This is a genomic window from Aeromonas sp. 5HA1, assembly GCF_029237245.1.
GTDB classification, from domain to species: domain Bacteria; phylum Pseudomonadota; class Gammaproteobacteria; order Enterobacterales; family Aeromonadaceae; genus Aeromonas; species Aeromonas salmonicida.
On record NZ_JAACFW010000021.1, the window covers coordinates 1 to 18,082 of the forward strand.

General features: G+C 57.6%; 20 protein-coding genes and 1 pseudogene. 14 read left to right on the forward strand and 7 right to left on the reverse strand.

Annotated elements, in window-relative coordinates:
• Positions 1-179 (forward strand): integrase core domain-containing protein (locus tag GWQ27_RS17210; protein WP_275907906.1); only part of this gene is annotated, 179 nt, incomplete at its 5' end.
• Positions 180-195: 16 nt separating this feature from the next.
• Here the strand turns inward: GWQ27_RS17210 and glpX are convergent.
• Positions 196-1,206, reverse strand: coding sequence for a class II fructose-bisphosphatase (gene glpX, locus GWQ27_RS17215; protein ID WP_005316208.1), 1,011 nt, complete (start codon positions 1,204-1,206; stop codon positions 196-198).
• Between the two features lie 217 nt (positions 1,207-1,423).
• On the opposite strand from glpX, the gene GWQ27_RS17220 reads away from it, so the two are divergent.
• From GWQ27_RS17220 to GWQ27_RS17250, 7 genes are all read left to right on the forward strand, one after another.
• Positions 1,424-2,485 (forward strand): porin, encoded by a 1,062-nt coding sequence (locus GWQ27_RS17220; protein WP_021138938.1) that lies wholly within the window; start codon positions 1,424-1,426, stop codon positions 2,483-2,485.
• A gap of 122 nt (positions 2,486-2,607) precedes the next feature.
• Positions 2,608-3,495, forward strand: a complete 888-nt coding sequence (locus GWQ27_RS17225; RefSeq protein ID WP_275907866.1) for an ABC transporter substrate binding protein — start codon at positions 2,608-2,610, stop codon at positions 3,493-3,495.
• Between the two features lie 250 nt (positions 3,496-3,745).
• Positions 3,746-5,788: a TonB-dependent siderophore receptor gene (locus tag GWQ27_RS17230; RefSeq protein WP_275907867.1), complete on the forward strand. Its 2,043-nt coding sequence runs from the start codon at positions 3,746-3,748 to the stop codon at positions 5,786-5,788.
• A 66-nt stretch (positions 5,789-5,854) separates the two neighbouring features.
• A complete protein-coding gene (locus GWQ27_RS17235) occupies positions 5,855-6,475 on the forward strand; it encodes a PepSY-associated TM helix domain-containing protein (RefSeq protein WP_275907868.1) in 621 nt (206 codons plus the stop codon).
• 177 nt (positions 6,476-6,652) lie between these two features.
• Positions 6,653-7,690 (forward strand): acyltransferase family protein, encoded by a 1,038-nt coding sequence (locus GWQ27_RS17240; protein ID WP_275907869.1) that lies wholly within the window; start codon positions 6,653-6,655, stop codon positions 7,688-7,690.
• 150 nt (positions 7,691-7,840) lie between these two features.
• A complete protein-coding gene (locus GWQ27_RS17245; protein ID WP_096117769.1) occupies positions 7,841-8,413 on the forward strand; it encodes a hypothetical protein in 573 nt (190 codons plus the stop codon).
• Between the two features lie 125 nt (positions 8,414-8,538).
• The gene (locus GWQ27_RS17250) at positions 8,539-8,973 is read left to right on the forward strand and encodes an N-acetyltransferase (RefSeq protein WP_111589217.1); all 435 of its coding nucleotides are present in this window, start codon (positions 8,539-8,541) and stop codon (positions 8,971-8,973) included.
• On the opposite strand, the pseudogene GWQ27_RS17255 reads toward GWQ27_RS17250, so the two are convergent.
• Positions 8,970-9,149: pseudogene (locus GWQ27_RS17255) on the reverse strand (winged helix-turn-helix transcriptional regulator); the annotation flags it as partial. The gene GWQ27_RS17250 and the pseudogene GWQ27_RS17255 sit on opposite strands and share 4 nt — an antisense overlap.
• Between GWQ27_RS17255 and GWQ27_RS17260 the strand changes: the two are divergent.
• Positions 9,126-9,383, forward strand: a complete 258-nt coding sequence (locus GWQ27_RS17260) for a YdhR family protein (protein WP_275907907.1) — start codon at positions 9,126-9,128, stop codon at positions 9,381-9,383. The pseudogene GWQ27_RS17255 and the gene GWQ27_RS17260 overlap by 24 nt on opposite strands.
• Before the next feature lie 27 nt (positions 9,384-9,410).
• Here GWQ27_RS17260 and GWQ27_RS17265 read toward each other — a convergent pair whose 3' ends face one another.
• Positions 9,411-10,031, reverse strand: a complete 621-nt coding sequence (locus tag GWQ27_RS17265) for an outer membrane beta-barrel protein (RefSeq protein ID WP_111589218.1) — start codon at positions 10,029-10,031, stop codon at positions 9,411-9,413.
• Positions 10,032-10,278: 247 nt separating this feature from the next.
• Here GWQ27_RS17265 and GWQ27_RS17270 point away from each other — a divergent pair, with 247 nt between their 5' ends.
• Entirely contained in the window at positions 10,279-10,917 is a 639-nt protein-coding gene (locus tag GWQ27_RS17270; protein WP_005316240.1) for an exopolysaccharide biosynthesis protein, read from the forward strand.
• A gap of 68 nt (positions 10,918-10,985) precedes the next feature.
• Here GWQ27_RS17270 and GWQ27_RS17275 read toward each other — a convergent pair whose 3' ends face one another.
• Positions 10,986-12,041 (reverse strand): HAAAP family serine/threonine permease, encoded by a 1,056-nt coding sequence (locus tag GWQ27_RS17275; protein WP_275907870.1) that lies wholly within the window; start codon positions 12,039-12,041, stop codon positions 10,986-10,988.
• 877 nt (positions 12,042-12,918) lie between these two features.
• Here GWQ27_RS17275 and GWQ27_RS17280 point away from each other — a divergent pair.
• On the forward strand, positions 12,919-13,236 hold the full coding sequence (locus tag GWQ27_RS17280) for a hypothetical protein (protein ID WP_005316246.1): 318 nt from the start codon (positions 12,919-12,921) through the stop codon (positions 13,234-13,236).
• Between the two features lie 146 nt (positions 13,237-13,382).
• Positions 13,383-13,799, forward strand: a complete 417-nt coding sequence (locus GWQ27_RS17285; protein WP_155602136.1) for a GNAT family N-acetyltransferase — start codon at positions 13,383-13,385, stop codon at positions 13,797-13,799.
• A 67-nt stretch (positions 13,800-13,866) separates the two neighbouring features.
• Here the strand turns inward: GWQ27_RS17285 and GWQ27_RS17290 are convergent, their stop codons facing one another.
• Positions 13,867-14,448 carry a penicillin-binding protein activator LpoB gene (locus tag GWQ27_RS17290; protein WP_275907908.1) on the reverse strand — a complete coding sequence of 194 codons (582 nt, stop codon included), beginning with the start codon at positions 14,446-14,448 and terminating at the stop codon, positions 13,867-13,869.
• 221 nt (positions 14,449-14,669) lie between these two features.
• On the opposite strand from GWQ27_RS17290, the gene GWQ27_RS17295 reads away from it, so the two are divergent.
• Together GWQ27_RS17295 and GWQ27_RS17300 are read left to right on the forward strand one after the other, a co-directional pair.
• Complete coding sequence (locus GWQ27_RS17295) at positions 14,670-15,308, forward strand: Vat family streptogramin A O-acetyltransferase (RefSeq protein WP_345893574.1); 639 nt, start codon at positions 14,670-14,672, stop codon at positions 15,306-15,308.
• Between the two features lie 22 nt (positions 15,309-15,330).
• Positions 15,331-15,831, forward strand: a complete 501-nt coding sequence (locus GWQ27_RS17300) for a hypothetical protein (RefSeq protein ID WP_275907872.1) — start codon at positions 15,331-15,333, stop codon at positions 15,829-15,831.
• 346 nt (positions 15,832-16,177) lie between these two features.
• Here GWQ27_RS17300 and GWQ27_RS17305 read toward each other — a convergent pair whose 3' ends face one another.
• Together GWQ27_RS17305 and GWQ27_RS17310 are read right to left on the reverse strand one after the other, a co-directional pair.
• Complete coding sequence (locus GWQ27_RS17305; RefSeq protein ID WP_275907873.1) at positions 16,178-17,299, reverse strand: XRE family transcriptional regulator; 1,122 nt, start codon at positions 17,297-17,299, stop codon at positions 16,178-16,180.
• A gap of 12 nt (positions 17,300-17,311) precedes the next feature.
• Positions 17,312-17,917, reverse strand: coding sequence for a peroxidase (locus GWQ27_RS17310; RefSeq protein WP_265433499.1), 606 nt, complete (start codon positions 17,915-17,917; stop codon positions 17,312-17,314).
• Positions 17,918-18,082 lie beyond the last annotated feature (165 nt).

The following is an 18,082-nucleotide window of genomic DNA, read 5'->3' on the forward strand; positions in this document are numbered from 1 at the left end:
TGTTGTTGCAAAGCCCACAGGACCTGGCGCAAGCGCGGGAGATGGTGCGTGAGGCGGTGGATATCTACAACGTGGAGCGGCCGCATCATGCGTTGAAATACAGAACCCCCGATGCAGTGCATCGGGGTTCTGAGTGGAGAAATGCTAGCCGAAAATGTGTAAACCTATTTCAGGACTAGACACAGCGTCAGCGCATCACAGAATGATGTCGCGCACCACGCTGTCTTTGCGCTCCAGGAAGTGGATCGACTTGATGCGGCGAATCGTCCGCGACTTGCCACGGATCAACAGGGTTTCTGTGGTCGCCATGACACCATCGCTGGTGATGCCGTCCAGCAGATCACCCTTGGTGATGCCGGTCGCCGAGAAGATGACGTTGTCATTCTTGGCCAGATCTTCCAGCTTGAGCACCTTGGTCACATCGATGCCAAGCTCCACGCAGCGAGCAATTTCCTGCTCGCCCAGCGCACGCACTTCCGGGCTGTCGCCCTTGACCTGATGACGGGGCATCAGGCGAGCCTGCATGTCACCATCCAGCGCACGGATCACCGCCGCCGAGATCACCCCTTCCGGCGCGCCGCCGATGCCATACAGCATGTCGACTTCGCTGTCCGGCAGACAGGTCAGGATGGACGCTGCCACGTCGCCATCAGGGATGGCAAACACCCGCACGCCCAACCCCTGCATCTCCTTGATCGCCTTGTCGTGACGCGGCTTGGCCAGGGTGATCACGGTCAGGCGGGAGAGCGGCTTGCCCAGCGCCTTGGCCACGGCCTTGAGGTTCAGCTCGAGGGCCTGATCCAGGTCGATGGCCCCCTTGGCCTTGGGACCCACGATCAGTTTTTCCATGTACATGTCGGGCGCCTTGAGGAAGGAACCCTTGTCGCCGACCGCCAGCACAGCCAAGGCGTTGGCCTGACCCATGGCGGTCATGCGGGTACCCTCGATAGGATCGACCGCGATATCCACGGCATCACCCAGCCCGGTCCCCACCTTCTCGCCTATGTAGAGCATGGGGGCTTCGTCGATCTCACCTTCACCGATCACAATCTCACCATCGATCTGGATCTGATTGAGGATATGGCGCATGGCCGCTACGGCCGCCCCATCGGCGATATTCTTGTCACCACGTCCGAGCCACTTGTAGCCAGCCAGTGCAGCCGCTTCCGTCACTCGGGAAAACTCGATTGCCAGTTCACGTCTCATCGCATATCCAACCTTTGGAGCTCGAAAACGGGCGGCATTCTATCACAAGGGCAAACCTTTGCGCGCAAAAGTGGCGGATGGTCACACAAATCCCGGACCGTCACCAAACTGACATCAAACCGCCATCGACACTTAACGGGATTGTCACCCCGCCGTCATTCCCCCTGCCTAGCATGGCCCCGTCTTTTAAAACAAAAGCTTGCAACAAGGGATCAAGATGAAAAAGCTGACTGTAGTGGCACTGGCTCTCACCGCGGCCTTCCAGGCTCAGGCCGTTGAAGTGTACAAAAACGACACCACGATGGTGGATTTGTATGGACGTATCTACGCTGGCCATTTCTTCGGTGACAAGAAGGAAGGGGTCGACACTGCAAACCCGAATGGCACTCATGATTACAGTGCCAAGCAGGGTGCAAACCAGTTTGTCCGCTTCGGCGCCAAGGTGGATAGCCAGATCAACAGCCAACTGAAGGCGCTGGCCCAGTACGAAGTGCAGATGTACATCAATGACAGCGAGAAGACCATCAGCGACAACTCGGACAACCTGCGGACCCGCCTGGCGTTCGCCGGTGTGGGCGCAGACTGGGGCAACATCACCTTCGGTCGCCAGAAGGGAGCCCCCGGCTTCCTTGCCGACTGGACTGACGTCTCCCTCTCCGATGGCTATGGCAACGAAGCCCTCGGCGCCAAGACCGACACCTTCGCCACCAACCGTGCCGGTTCAGTGCTGAAATACTCCGGCCTGTTCAACGGCTTCCAGATAGACACCAGCTACAAGTTCGATGGCGGTGATACCGAAGAGACCACCAGCAAGGACAGCGATGCCGCCTACGGTGCCGCCGTGGCCTACACCTTCCCGTTCAATCTGGCACTGGGTACCGCCTACAACGTGGGGATCCGTGACAAGAACGGTGAAGAAGATGCCAAGCTGTGGCTCATCTCCGCCAAATACGACAACAAGGCCGTCTATGCCGCCCTGAGCTATGCCGACGGCACCGACTTCCTGGCCACCGGCACCGACCACACAGGTTGGGAAGCCGCGCTCGGTTACAACTTCGAGAACGGTTTCGGCCTGATGGCACTGTGGAACAAGCAGGAACAGGACAAGGCGGGTACCAAGAAAGACAATCTGGATTACTACACCCTGGGCGCCCAGTACAAGTTCAACAAGAACCTACGCGTCATCGGCGAGTACCGCATCAACAACCTGGACAGCGTTGCCGGTAAAGCAACCGCCAACAAAGATGACTTCCAGCTGGCGGCCCGTTACGACTTCTAAGTCGGGTTTTCAGCAAGAAAAACAACGCGCTGGCTTATGCCGGCGCGTTTTTTTGTGGCCCCCTGTCAACCCGGCATCCAGCCATGACCTAGGCTCAACAGAACCATGAAGAGGAGATCACCATGCTGTTACGCCTGCTTGTCTGCTGCTGCCTGTTGTTCACCTTTCCCGTTCAGGCGCTGACCATCGCCATGGTGCTGTGGCGCGGTGAAACCGATGCCGAGCGGGGCTTTCGTGCCGAACTGATCCGGCTGGGATACAACCCCACCTTCATCACCTTCAACGCCAATCAGGATCGCTCTGCCCTGGCGACACTGCTGCGCCAGCAACTGCTGCCCTCCCTCGCCCAATACGACTATATCTACAGCTTCGGGACCACGGCCACCACCATGGTCAAGAGTCTGATCGGTGAGCGCAAGCCACTGATTTTCAATATAGTGTCTGACCCTGTCGGGGCAGGGATCCTGTCAGAAGAGCGAAGCGACAACCCCATGGTGGCAGGTTCCAGCAACCTGGTGCCCATGGCACTCCAGCTCGCCAACGCCCGCAAACATCTGCCCAACAGCAAGGGGCTGCTGCTGCCCTTCAACCCGCGCGAGCAGAACACCTTGCTGACCGGCGAGATGCTGCTGCGCGAGGCCCGTCGCTACCAGTGGGACCTCACGACCTGGCGCATAGCACCGGACAAACGGCGGCTCACAAACGAGCTCAAGCGCCTGCAGCAAGATGCGAAACAGAGCATCGTCTTCCTTGCCGCCGACAGCTATCTGCTCTCCATCGCCCCCGAGCTGCTGGCCGCCCTCAACGAGGCGGGCATCCCCACCATCTGCAGCGCCGAGCAGTTTGTCCAACACGACTGTACCGTCAGCACCATCAGCAGCTATGACACCCTGGGACGAATGACGGCCAGCATCATCCACCGCCACTTGCAGGGCACGCCGCTGCAAGAGATACCATTGCAGACGGATCCGGCTCCGCGACTGGTGCTGGGCAAGCAACTGGCGCCATAGCACCGGACTTTTCTGCCCATACCCTCAACCCCCAGTCACTCGTCCAGCCACACGGGCCTGACATCATGTGCGCTCCATCCGATCCCCCTGCATATTTGCATCACATCTTTATGTTGCAGGGCTAATGAAAATCAATATCATTAGCATCCTCTCGAATGAGAGAAACCAATAATTATAAATAAATCAATAATTATAAATAAATCAATAAGTTCAGACCATCAGGTCGCTTCCTCAAGAGTCAACACGCAACATGTACACACCGAATCACCCACGCGCCCTGCTGGGCGTGGCTCTGCTGGCCCTGAGTGCCGGCGCTCGCGCCGAAGACGAGACCATGACGGTTGTCGGCAAACGCAGCCAGCATGAAGAGGTCGCCACCGCGACCCGCACCAACACCCCGGCCAAACTGGTGCCCCAGGCCATCGACAGCGTCAAGGCCAGCGAACTGACCGCCTTCGGCCAACCCACCCTGAGCGAGGCCCTGACCGGTATTCCTGGGGTCAACGCCAGCGGTGACACCCGCTTCGATAGCGTCAATATCCGTGGCTTCAGTGCCAGCAATGACTTCTATCTGGACGGCTTTCGCGATGACATGCAGTACACCCGGGATCTCGGCAACATAGAGAGGGTCGAGGTGCTCAAGGGCCCGGCGGCAGTGCTGTACGGCCGTGGCAGCACGGGCGGCATCATCAACCGGGTCAGCAAGAAACCGCAGAAGGGCCAGGAGTCCAGCGTCACCGCCCTGGTGGGTAGTTTCGATACCAGGCGCGTGGCCGCCGACCTCAATGCCGAGGCGGGTGAACGGGTGCAGCTGCGCCTCAACCTGGCACAGGAAGACAAGGATAGTTTTCGCAACGACGTGACCAGCAAGCGCACCCTGCTGGCCCCCTCCGCCAACTGGGAGATCAGCGGCAAGCTGAACTGGCTGGTACAGTACGAGCGCAATGCCCACGACCGCACCCCGGATCGCGGCATTCCCGGCGTCAATGGCCGTCCGGCCGACGTGCCGAAGGAATATGTCTACAGCGACACCCGCCGCGACTTTATCGACGACGTGGCGCAATCCACTCGCTCCCGCCTCTCCTGGGACATCAATGATCAGTGGCAACTGCGCCAGCAGCTGGGCTACAGCACCCTCGACAGCCAGTTCGACAACACCTATGTCACCAGCGTCAAAGGGGATCAGGTCACCCGTGCCCGCTGGCAGCAGGATCTCAAGGCCAACAGCCTGATCAGCAACACAGAGGCCGAAGGCCAGCTGCAGACCGGTCCCGTCGAGCATCGCCTGCTGATCGGGTTGGAGCAGAACTGGCAGGAGCGCACCCCCAAGCTCTACCAGAACGCCAGCCCCATCCCGGCCGGCAATCTTTACGACCCCGGCTCACTGCCCACCTATGATGGCGCCATGAAGCTATCCAGCGACGCCAACCACAGGGTGCGCGGTTACGGTCTCTATCTGCAGGATCAACTCAGCCTGGGTGACTGGCATCTGGTAGGCGGCTTGCGCCGCGACGACTTCACCGTCACCAGCCGCCGCAACGACCTCAACAAGGAAGAGACCCTCTCGGTCACCAGCCTGAGCCCGCGGCTGGGGCTGGTGTGGAATCCCCTCGAGGATCACGCCTTCTACAGCTCCTACAGCAAGACCTTCACGCCGGTTGGCGGGGAGCTTATCGGCATCACACCGGGGGACAAGAACAACAGTCTGGATCCCCAGAACACCCGGCTGTACGAGGGGGGCGTGAAGAGCGACTGGCTGGATGGCCGCCTGGCGACCACCCTCTCTCTCTACCGGCTGGAGATGTACAACAAGCGCAGCAAAGACCCGCTGGATCCCACCAAGGTGACCCTCACCGGTCTGCAGCGCACAGATGGCATAGAGCTGAGTGCCCGCGCCCAGCTGACCGACGAGCTCTACCTGCGCGGCGGCATCGCCATTCAGGACGCCGAGCAGGTGAAGGCGGATGCGGATCTGCAGGGCAAGCGGCCGATGAACGTCTCCCGCCAGAACGGCCAGCTGTTTGCCGGCTATGAGAGCGGCCAGCAGGGTTGGTTCGGCGAAACCGGCGTGACTGCGGTAGGCGATCGCTTCGCCGACAACGCCAACACCACCACCTTGCCCGGCTATGCCCGCTTCGATGCCCGCGCAGGCTACCGCTGGCAGCAATGGGAAGCCCAGCTGAGCGCCGAGAACCTGACCGACCACGACTACTTCGTCAGCGCCACCAGTGCCTCCCAGATCCTGCCGGGCACGCCCCGCCAGCTGAATCTGAGCGCAGCCTACCGTTTCTGATCTTCCTTTCATCACAGATGACCCCTGGCCAGCGATTGCTGGCCAGATTTTTATGAAGCGCAAAATATGAAACGCAAAAAACTCCCTCTTCACAACAACAAATGGGTGCGCCGCATCCATGCCTGGGCCGGCTTTGCCACCCTTACCCTGATGCTGCTCTACGGCCTGACCGGCCTGTGGCTGCAACACAGGGCCGCGCTCCCCATTCCCGGCCCCCATACCGACAAGTCGAGCGAGGAGATAGCGCTGAATGCGCCGCTGGCCAGCCCGGACGAGCTGAAAACCCTGCTGCAACAGCGCTATCCGGAGGGCTTTGAGGAGGGACGCGCCATGATCACACCGGCCCAGACCCTGCCCACCCCGATGGGCCCTCTCACACTGCCGGCCCGCTGGGAGATGCGCGGCGTCACCCTCAGCCAGAGCGTGGCGGCCAGCTATGTGGAGGGGACCCTGCTGGTTCGCACCGAATTGCAGCAGGCCAACTTCGCCGCCAGCCTGAACCGGCTGCATCGCGGCATGGGTACAGGCCTCTCCTGGCAGCTGTTCGGCGATCTGGCGGCGCTGGCCATGTTGCTGCTGGCGCTCACCAGTTTGCTGATGTGGAACAAGCTGCACGGCCCGGCCGGCAGAGGCATAGCCCTGCTGCTGACAGGCGCCGTCGCCACTGTGCTGGTCGCTCTGCTCTAGCCCATTTACCGACACCAAAGCGGGATCCGGCTCTCACGGGCGGTAACCCCGCTCGCCGCCGAAGTAACAAAGGGTAACCGGCTGCCGATGGGGGTCACACTTGTCGGCGCCGTGACTGGATGGGGGCCGCTCGCGACTGTTAGGGTGCGGCCTCGACTCCAGACGGCAGTAGGCATAATGCGCATCTCCAGCATAGAGTGCGGGCGAGTAGTGGCCATCATGGCCGTGATGACCATTCACCTCTCCCCCTTCAGCAATCCGTTCGACCCCACACTGTGGAATGACGCCCTCTACCTCTGGCTGGGGGGCATCATCAACCAGCTGTGCCGCTTCGCGGTCCCGCTCTTCTTTCTGTGCGCCGGCTACTTCCTGCAACCAGCCCTCGCCGCAGGCAACCCCATGACGGCAGCACTGCGTTACTGCCGCCCTCTGCTGGGACTCTGGCTGGTGTGGAGCCTCATTTATCTGCTGATGCCCTTCAACCCGCTGGCGGCGATTGAGCAAGGCTACCTGCCGGCCATGGCGAGCCAGTGGCAGATGCAGCTGGGGGACCCCCTCAATGCCTGGTGGGTGGGTGGCATGATCCACCTCTGGTTCCTGCCCGCCCTGATGCTGGCCGTCTTGCTGCAGGCACTGTGTCACAGGATTGGGCTGCCCCGGCTGGCGTTGGTGCTCGGCGGGCTGCTCTACCTGCTGGCCCTGCTCGGCGGATCCTATGGCCAGCCGCTTCTCGGGGGCGAGTGGGCACTGTTGACCCGCAACGGTCCCTTCTTCTCCTCGATTTTCGTGGCGCTGGGCGCCGAGCTGCGGGCCCGTCACTGGCGGCCGGACACCCGACGCAGCGCCCTGCTGTTGGGCGTGGGAATGGGGATCTATGCACTGGAAGCCTGGGGCTTGCTGTACTTCGCCGACGTGCCCCTCAGTCGTCACGACTTCCTGCTCGGCTCGCTCCCCTGGGGCCTGGGCCTGTTCGGCCTGCTGCTGGCCAACCCTGGCTGGGGCAGGGGCAGCTGGCTGGAACGCCAGGCACCCAGGGTGCTGGGTCTCTACTGCCTGCACATGATGCTGGTGGTGTGGCTGATGATCTTTGGCCCGCAGGGAAAGTTGCTCTGGTGGGAACTGCTGAAGGTACCGGCCTTGATCACCCTCTCCCTGCTCGCCTACCGGCTGCTGGCGGCAACCCGGGCCAGCCGCAGCTTGCTGCGCGCCCGTTGAGGGGGGATATGTGAGACTGAGAGGAGAGGAGGCGGGAGCTATGCCGATCCCTCCCTACTCGCGACTGAACGGGTGGTTCAATTTTTATTCATCGCCGACAGATAAACTCCGGTCTCCTTAACGCGAAACCCAACCTGGAGTCATGACCGCATGAAGTTGCTCACCAAGAAGTCATTTACCAAGCAATACGGCCTTGTCCTCGTTCTGCTCGCCGCCAGCGGCTCCCTCAGTGCCGCCGAGATCGCCAACAACAACATCACTGAAGCCGAGATCAAAGCCGCGCAGGATGCCTGGGGCAAGGCCCTGATCCAGATCAGCGACGACTACCGCACCGGCGGCATAGAGAAGGCCAAAACGACGGCCACGACAGTGCTCGACAGCGCCTACGGCTACAACAATGGCCCTGTCCTGTTCAAGCCCACCCTGGCCGGAGGCGAACAGACCTTCCGCATCAATCAGGAAGGGGCGCTGGCCTACTTCGTCGGCAACAACAAGGCCTATCCCGCCGACACCGGCTTCGCCCTCAAGAACTGGAAAAGTTACAACTACGACAACGCTGCCATCTATATCAACGGCGACATGGCCCTGACCATGGGCAAGGTTCACCTGACAGACAGGGACAACAAGGAGACCACGGTCGACAAGACCTGGGGCTTCAAGAAGGGGGATGACGGCAAAGTCCGCATAGTGTTGCACCACTCTTCTCTCCCCTACGCCGGTTAAGCGGCAAAAGGCGACCTGCGGGTCGCCTTTTTGTTATGAGGGCAGCACTTTGGCCACCCACAAGGTGACGGCGAGACTGGCGCTGTTACCATGCTCCTTTTGTAACGAATCCAGACGAGACACCCATGCAGATCCGCCCCTTCACTCCGTCCGACATGGAGGACGTCCTCACCATCTGGCTGGAGGCCTCTCTGCAGGCGCACCACTTCATCGACCCGGCCTACTGGCACGCCAACCTGGCGCCGATGCGGGAGACCTACCTGCCCGCCGCCGACTCTTATGTGCTCTGGCAAGATGACACTGCGCTGGGGTTTTATTCCCTGTATGAAGAGACCCTGGCCGCCATCTTCGTAGCTCCGGCGCAGCAGGGACGCGGCTATGGCAAGGCTCTGCTGGCCCACGCCAAACGGCAACGGCCAGCGCTGCGCCTGCAGGTGTACCAGCAAAATCGTGCCAGCTGCGACTTCTATCTCGCTCAGGGCTTCCAGATAGAGGCCGAACAGCAGGATCCCCACACCCACTGCGCCGAATGGGTAATGGCCTGGTCGGCAGCAGGCTAGCCCGGTTCGATAGCCGGTGAGTCGGGGCCATCCCCACTCTGCGCCAGCAGCTCAGCGTGGCTCAACGCCAAGTCGTGCATCTGCTGCAACAGCGGGAGCAGAGCAATACCAAGCGGGCTCAGGGCATATTCCACTCTGGGGGGCACCTGGGGATGGAGAGTGCGAGCGATGACGCCATGCCGCTGGCCAAGTCCATCACCCTTGATCCTGGCTTTATCTCCAAGATCTGGACCGAGAACCCGCGCACCGGCGAGGCGGGTGGCATCTATCTGTTCGAGGATGAGGCAAGCGCCCTGAACTACGCCAAGATGCATGAGCAGCGGGTGCTCGCCATGGGCGCCAGCGCTGTGCAGTACAAGCTGTTTGACGTCAACGAGCCCCTTAGCCGGACCACCCGCGGCATTGTCTGACACTGCACTCCACAGCGCTGACAGGCATCAAAACCTCAGGGTCAGACCGATATTGGCCTGCCACTGGGTCACCAGCTCGCCGCGCACCTTGAATACGCAGTCGTCCGGGTTGCAGAGAAACTGGCTGTTGTCGTTGACCAGAGTGCCGTAGCCGCGCACCTCGGCCCGCAGCGCCAGATGCTCGGTCAGGCGTGGCTGCACCCCGAGCGCCAGCGACATGGAAGGAGCCAGCTCGCTGTCGTAGGCGGCGAAGCGCGTCGCCCCTATGCCGGCGCCTATGTAGGGGGCCATCAGGTTGTCCGACAGGGTGAGGGCTCCGGCGAAGTGCAGGGTATCCACCGTCAGCCGCTCCGACTGATCCGGGGAGAGGCGGGTGGATTGGTGGCTGTAGAGCAGCTCTATCATGCCGGGGTCATCCACCTCCTTGCTGATGAACAGGCCCCAGCTGCCGGAACTATCCCCCTGCAATGACTCCAGCTTGGTGGAGACAGGCACGGGTTGGGGGTCATCGTTCGCCTCGAAGTCGATGGACGAGCTGTAGCCGAAAAACGGCGTCACCTGCCAGCCAAGTCCTGCCTCGCCGTCGGCGCTCCATGCCTGCCCCAGCGGCAGCAAGAGCCCCATCATCATGATCCCCGCTCGTTTCATCACAGTTCCTCTGCTCGTGCACCAGTGCCCACCAAGCATATCAGAGCCCCCTGACCCCCATCCTAAACCAGGCCTGTATCAACCCATTTTCGCAGGGAGGATCACACTCAGCTGCCGCGACCATATCCCGCCACCAGGCCACTCATCGCCGCCGCCGTTATTCATCGGCGATTAACCTCTGCCACGTATGCTGGCGCGCAACCGGGTCATGGTGACCCGATTCCACTCATCAGAAGGAAACTCGGGAATGGTTGCCGCGCAACTCAAGGACCCACAACACAAGCTCTCCGACACACTGCGGGCAACCGCCCACGCCATAGAGGAGAGCCATATCAGCCTGCGTCAGATGCTGGCCCTAGTGGGTGAACAGGGCATGTTGCTGTTTTGCGTGCTGCTCACTGTGCCCTTCCTGCTGCCGGTTTCCATCCCGGGCGTCAGTACCCCGTTTGGCCTGCTGATCCTGTTTATCGGTATCGGCATCACCCTCAACCGTGTGCCCTGGCTGCCCGCCATCCTGATGGAACGCCGCTTCGCCGCCGATCAGCTAAAGCCGACCCTGCACAAGGGCGCTGACTTGCTGGCCCGCATCGATCGCTTCATTCGCCCACGCTTCTTGCTGCTGACCGGCAGCAGTGCCATCAACCGCTGCAACGGCCTCTTGCTCATGCTGGCCGCCCTGTTGCTGATGCTGCCGCTGGGGGCTATCCCTTTCACCAACGCCATGCCCGCCTGGGCCATTCTGCTGCTGGCCATCGGCATGCTGCAGCGAGACGGCCTGTTCGTCGCCAGCGGCTACCTGCTGGTCAGCGCGACCCTGGTCTGGTTCAGCGCCCTGGCCATAGGCCTGCTGATGGCGGGGCAGAGCGTCTCGACCCTGCTGGGTTGACCCGTCACGCAGACGAAAAAGGGGCGACCAGGTGGTCGCCCCTTTTGTTTCATGCGGCATGCAGGCCGTCAGATCAGGTCATAGATCAGCGCGGAGATGGCGAGCAGACCCACCACCATCACGAACAGTGTGCTCGCACCGCGATACCCCTTGAGCGCCGGCAGACGATAGATGGCGTAGGCGGGCAGCAGGAACAGGATCACCGCTATCAGGGGGCCGCTCACCTTCTCTATGATATTCAGCACATTGGGGTTCAGATAGGTGATGACGCCGGTCACCACGAACAGGATGACGGATGAGACCCTGGCTATGGTGACCTCCCCGAGGGAGAGCCCAAGCCCCCGGCAAGCGCCGCTCACCATGCTCACAGTCCCCTCGTTCACCCCCATTGAAGTGCCGAGGAAGGATTTGGACATGGCCAGAATGGCGATGAGCGGACCCACATAGGCGATAAGCGGATTGGAAAATTTGTTCGCCAGCGCCGACAGCACGGAAATATTGTCGGTACGAGCCAGCGCCATTTCCGCCTGACTCAGGCTCATCACACAGCTGATGACAAAAAACAGCACGCTGCCGCAGATCAGCAGGCTGCTCCACTTGATGATGCGCTGGCTGCGCACATGGGCGCTCACATGGCAGCGCTTTTTCTGGGCGGCGGTAAAGGAGGAGATAATGGGCGCATGGCTGAATGAAAACACCATCACCGGCACTATCAGCCAGAGGGATTTCCAGACGGCGGGATCACGCCAATCCACCGCCTGACTCTCGGTGAAATAGGAGAGGCTCCACTGGGGCAACAGGTAGAAAGAGATACCCAGCAGGAAGGCGATCATCGGCAGCGCCAGCACGCTGATGGCAGAGACCACCACCTGTTTGCCGGTCAGCAAGATCAGGTGCAGCCCCAGCATCACCGCCAGCACCAACCAGCCACGGCTGACCATTGCGCCGCCCATCTGATGCACCATGAAGCTCTCGATGGCATTGGTGATGGAGATGCTGTAGACCAGAATGATGGGGTAGAAGGCCATCAGATAGACCAGCATCAGCAGCTTGCCCGCCCTGGGGCCAAAATGTTCCTCCACCACATGGGTAATATCCCCTTCCCGATGGGAACTGGATAACACGAAGCGACTCAAGGCGCGGTGGGAATAATAAGAGAGCGGAAATGCTGCCAATAAAATAAACAGCAGTATGATCGGAGCATTACTGCCAACGGTAATGGGGAGAAAAAGGGTTCCGGCACCGACGGCTGTGGCATATAAGCCCATGGTCCATACCGAATCACTTCTCTCCCATTTCAACTTTGAGACTGAATTATTCTTTTCAGCAATAGCTATACTCATTGCGATATACACCTTATTTGTCTGTCACATTATTTTATTGGCCCGTGTAATAGGCAGGTGATATGTCTGCGCACATCGTACTCATTTTTTAGAAAACACAAACCCGTCAGCGGTCAACAGGACAGCCAATATGAAACGGATATGCCACGCTACCATCGTTGAAAACGCAATCAAGGTCAAGGTTAATAATTCATGACTGTTTGAATAACTTTGTTTGAAATGAAAACAGAATGTATCATTTCGACCAGAATACAACCGCTTGATTTCAGAATCATAACATCACGGCAAACGATACATTAATCAGTCGATCATATAAGCATGACCAACAATCCATCTGGTAATATCAAAAATATAGATAATGGTTTTGTGAAAAACAATTATGCCGTCTTCTGAATTAATTGACTTCAGCAATGACAAGACTGCGTTCTGAATATCCTTCACCCCGGCAAGCCGGGCCTGCGGATTGTGATGCGGGGCCGAGCACTGTCCCCGGAGAAGCCGATCCCGCTCACACTGCGCACAGGCAAGTGATTGTTTCGCTGGGGCAGTTCCTTTAGGCTGACCATCTTGAGTCTATTGCCACCCCATCAGCCGCCCAGGGACGCCAGCTCAGCGCCAGCAAGCGAGGACGGCCGTCAACCGGAGAAGGAATATCCAGATGAAGAGAACCATAGTCACCGCCAAATTCGATGCCGTGAGCCTGGAGGGCGAACAGGTGACCCTGAAAATTGCCATTGGCGCCCCGCAACCCGACCCCAAATCCACCAGTGGCGACTATCGCTGCAAAGTGAAGCTGGCCGGGCTTGGCGACAAGACCTTTATCCATGGCATAGACGCCTTGCAGGCCCTGAGCCTGGCCCTGAAATTTGTCGAAAGTGAGCTGCGCGCTTTCTCCGACGCCGGCTGGCACTTCTATCTGCCCGGCTGCCCGGATCAGCCCGTCGATATCGCCGCCTGCTATTTTCCAGAGATTTGACGAGTCCCCCGGTCGTAAAGCTTTTATCTGAGCGTCGAAACAGGTCACCGGGAATAGATAATTTCCGGTTCTGTGGCCGGAAGGCTTGACCAGATTGAGTCCAAACCCTTATTTATTGAGGCTCTTTTCATGGACCTGGAGCCAATATGCGACTGACCCCGCCCCTACCGCCGCAGGATGAGGAGCTCGATGCCCTGCGGATCGGCCTGTCTGGCTACAACACAGCCCAGGCTGGTACACACCTGCGCGAGCGGATCGCCAGCTTTATCAAGGATGAACAAGGCAAGGTGCTCGGTGGCATAGTCGCCGATATCAAGTGGGGCTGGCTGCACGTGGACTGGCTCTGGATCGACGAAGGCATCCGCAAGGACGGCTGGGGCGCCCGCCTGCTCGCCACCATGGAGCAATATGCCAGCGACAAGGGCATCACCCACTTTCATCTGGAAACCACCAGCTTCCAGGCCCTGCCCTTCTACCAGAAGCAGGGCTACACCGTCTTTGGCGAACTGCCGGATATGCCGCCTGGGCATATCACCTATTTTCTGAAGAAGACGGGGCAGTAACAGGCGCAGCCAGGGTCATGGAAACAAGAGGGTTGAATGCAATCGCAATCAAGCCTCTTTGTCATGTTCAGTGGCTGGCGGAGCGGCTGCCGTTCCAGAGCAGCTCGCCACTGCGCAGCTCCATCAGGCTCATGGTGAGCCGATAGCGACTCCCCTCGGACACCAGATCCCCATAGAGCATGTAACCGGCCCCGGTCTGGCGGCCGAGTCGTACCAAGGATGCCGGATTCATTCTCCCCTGCTGATACTCGAGCTGCCCCGTGATGGCGGCCACCTGACCGGGATCGACGAAGCGAAAACCGCTCTTGGACTGGATCCGCTTGCTCATGGCCGCCGCCATTGTGCTGGTATCGAGCTCGTCATTGGTGCCGTCTCGGGGCGGGGTAAGCAGCAGCACGGCATTGCCACTCTGCGCCAGCTCCCGCACCTCGGGGGCCTGCACGAAGGCATCCGCCACGGAAAGCGCCAGCCCGGTCGGGGCCACCGGCTTGGGTAGTGGCGCCCCGGCATCCGGCTTGGTCACAGGTTTCTCTGGCTGGATCACAGGCTGATCCGGCTCGGTGACAGGCGCCGGGGTACCGCCATAGGGATTGATACTGCAACCGCCCAGGAGCAGGGCCCCCACCATCAACAAGGAACGCATATTCATCATCTCTTCTCTCCGCCATCAGTCCGTGGAACGGACTTCGTCAAAAGCCCGTGACGGAGCCCAGGCCCCGCATCAGCTCCATGCTAGAGACAAACCCGCCCCGGGTCGATGCGCACATGACGACGGGGCGACAAAGGCTGGCGAGTGCACCACCACAAAAAGGTGGCATGCCATCATCAACTTCCTTTACGGTAGTGTGCCGACAGATTCGAAAGGAGAGCATCTTGCACGGACCCGATCCCGCCGATCCCCACCCCATGAAGGGCTTCCCCCAGGTGTGCTTTATCAAGAACACCATCAAGGGGCCCAATATCGAGGTGGGTGACTACAGCTATTACGACGACCCGGAAGACTCGGCAGGCTTTGAGCGCAACGTCCTCTATCACTTCCCCTTCATCGGCGACAAGCTCATCATCGGCAAGTTCTGCGCCATCGCCCGCGGGGTCAAGTTCATCATGAACGGCGCCAACCACCAGAGCTCCGGCTTCTCCACCTACCCCTTCTTTATCTTCGGCAACGGCTGGGAGAGCGCAGTCCCCGCGCCGGGTACGCTGCCTTACAAGGGGGATACGGTGATTGGCAACGATGTCTGGATTGGCTATGACGCGCTGATCATGCCGGGCGTGAATGTCGGCAACGGCGCCATCATCGCCGCCCGCTCGGTGGTCACCGGAGACGTACCCGCCTACGCCATCGTCGGCGGCAACCCAGCCCGGGTGATCCGCTACCGCTTTGACGACGACACCATAGCCCGCCTCAACGCCCTCGCCTGGTGGAATTGGCCGGTGGAGCAGATCAGCCGGAATCTGCCGTTGATAAGCGGTGGCGAGATAGCCGCGCTGGAAGCTGCGGCACGATAAACACCATCAAGCAGGAAGTACTATGCAATTAACCAACCCCCAACCTCCGCAAGCCAATGACGTTGAGGTCCTACGCAACGGCCTCAACGGTCTTGCTTTGCTCTTCCCGCTACTTGCGATCAGCTCAAACGCCCTTGCACTGTCACTGCACGATCTGGATCCGGCGTTTGAGCGCTGTGAAGCGATCAAGTCACAACACAGCTCCGCACTGCCCGCGCAAAGCGACTCCTTCTGGTCGTTGGAGAGGGAGCAACAGGCGACCGTGCTTATCTATCTGCATGAGAAAAGCATGGAACGCTGCACTGCAGCAGAGGTCGATGCGTTGGCGCTCAAGGCATTTCATCAAGCCGTAGAGGGAGACCGTAGTTTTCTCGACACCTTGATCAAGGCGAGGGCCACTACGCTAACTCCGGCCCAGCAAACCCAGTTGCAGCAGATTGGTCAGGCAGAGCTGGACAGATTGGTAGGCATGAAGGAATTTGCTCAGCCCTTCTCGCTAACCGATTACCTAAAGCAGCTTTAAACTGGAAAGGATGACCAACTTGCTTCTGTCATTGGAAATCGGGCATCAAGAATAGCCTGCTTGACCGCATCCAGAGGGAAGATGCTGATATCGATTTTTGCGCTGCTACAAAGTAGCTAAGTCAAATCGTCTCAGCGGAGAAACAATCAACTATATACGAACAAGGTAAGTCAGCAGCATATGAGCGTTACGATTCACCCGCCCCATCTTCCACAAACAAGAAAAAATAAATTACTACTATTTTGAAAATACCATTACTCATGTTCTATGAGGCAGACATACATAACAACTCTATAATATATCCTTGTCAAAATAAACATGGCCCCTAACGGGGCCACTATAAATATCAAAAATTAAATGGAACGACTACATCATCAAATGCAATATCATCAACTTCTTCATAGTCAACACCACTGATATCTGCTAAAAGTCTTGCATGTACCCCAAGCTTCTCAGCAAGCATATCAAATGATATTCCTAATTCATTCTTGAGCAGTGAGATGCTCTCCTGTAAAACATGTGGCTCTTCCATAACCATTTCATCATCTAATCTTTCTTTTCTTGTTTGCCGTGTCTGACTAAACCAAACATTGGCACCTCTATATTGTTGCGCGTTAATAAAGCCCAAAAAATGGGCTCGATATATTATCGCCTTTGCACTCACCTTCCATCTAACCTTGAGATCATATATTTTTTTCCAATTAATAATTCCGTCTCTTCCTAGGCAAGGTGGAAACTCTCTAGCAAAAGAGCTACGAGGAAAAAGAAAGGCACTAGCAAAGGCATCCGCTTCACGTTCAGTTTGCTTACAACCAGTTTCAATCCCATCATGCATAACTAAATGCCCACACTCATGGGCTAAATCAAAACGCATTCTACATACACTTTCTTTGGCAGAGTTTCGAATTATGATGGGATATTTTCTATTAACTGATAGTGCATCAACCTTTTCAGACACACCATCAAAGCAAGTAACAATTGCACCCTGATTTTCAACAACATTAATCATATTGTCTATGGGAGCATCTAGCGATAGCCCCCATCTTGCTCTGGCACCTTCCGCAATTTTTTCAATTATCGGTGAAGTTAGTTCATCTATTTTACTGTTGTCGATGAGATTGAATTTATTCTCAGGCATATCCAAATGCTCATGCAACTCTGCCACTAGTTGTTCGAGGACTGTACTATATGCCTGGACTCGCTCTTTTACACCAACAGGGGTGGTCTGTCTCTTTCTAAAATGGCATTGTTCTGGTTTCACATCGCCAGAAAGAGGTCTTTCAAAAAAATATGGCTGTACTCTTAGAGATTCGGCAAGAGCATTCGTGACATCAGATGCAGGAGCACGAATATCACTCTCATACTGATGTATGCTTTGCCTAGATACAGATACAGCTTCACCCAACTCTTGCAAGGTAAAGCCATTTAATATGCGAGCCAGACGAAGTCGCTCACCATAGAAAGTCATGGACATAATCTACTAACCATTATCACTATCCTCCACCTTTTTGATTTTTCTCTTAATGGAGATAGATGCTTTATCAATTTTAATAGGCTCAGGAAGAACTTCGTTAATAAGACCCAGAGCAGGGACACGTTCATCAAGTGAAATTTCCCAAATGGAAATTTGAACACCATTCTGAAAACCAGAAAATGTGACTCGTTCTACATAGCGAAACTCATCTACTTCAATAGCAAAAAACCAAAGTACGGTTGCTGCATCTCCAATTTCTGGAGGCAATAGCGACATTTGTTTCATTGCCTCAACCGAAGGAATTAATCTGCGTTCCTCTGGGCAAGAAGGTCTCCCGCGATACAGTCGAACAGGAACAGATCCAACAGAGAACGTAAATTTCCCATCTGGTTTGACAATTCCAAGCCATGGCCATCCCGCATTATCGGCAGCGGCACGAATAATTCGGTTACGCGAGCACTCATAAGCCCTCATACCTGTCGCGCGAGCAGTATCACCAAGCTCATCATCGTGTCTATCAACAACATCATCTCTGACATTTCGGATAAGAGATGCAAGTTGCTTTAGTCTTTCTTGGGATAATGCCGGATTTAATTCCCACGGTTTGTTCATACTTTAGAGATCCTCTGCCAAAGAGTTGGTGTAGCCCATAGGGTGCTCGGTGAAATGTCCTTGCATGATCTTGCGATTTCATCAATTTGTCAAGCTACCGAAAAAATGTCAGCGTGGTTTTGATTATTCACTTCACTAGCTTGAGTAGTAATAGGTGCAACGGCA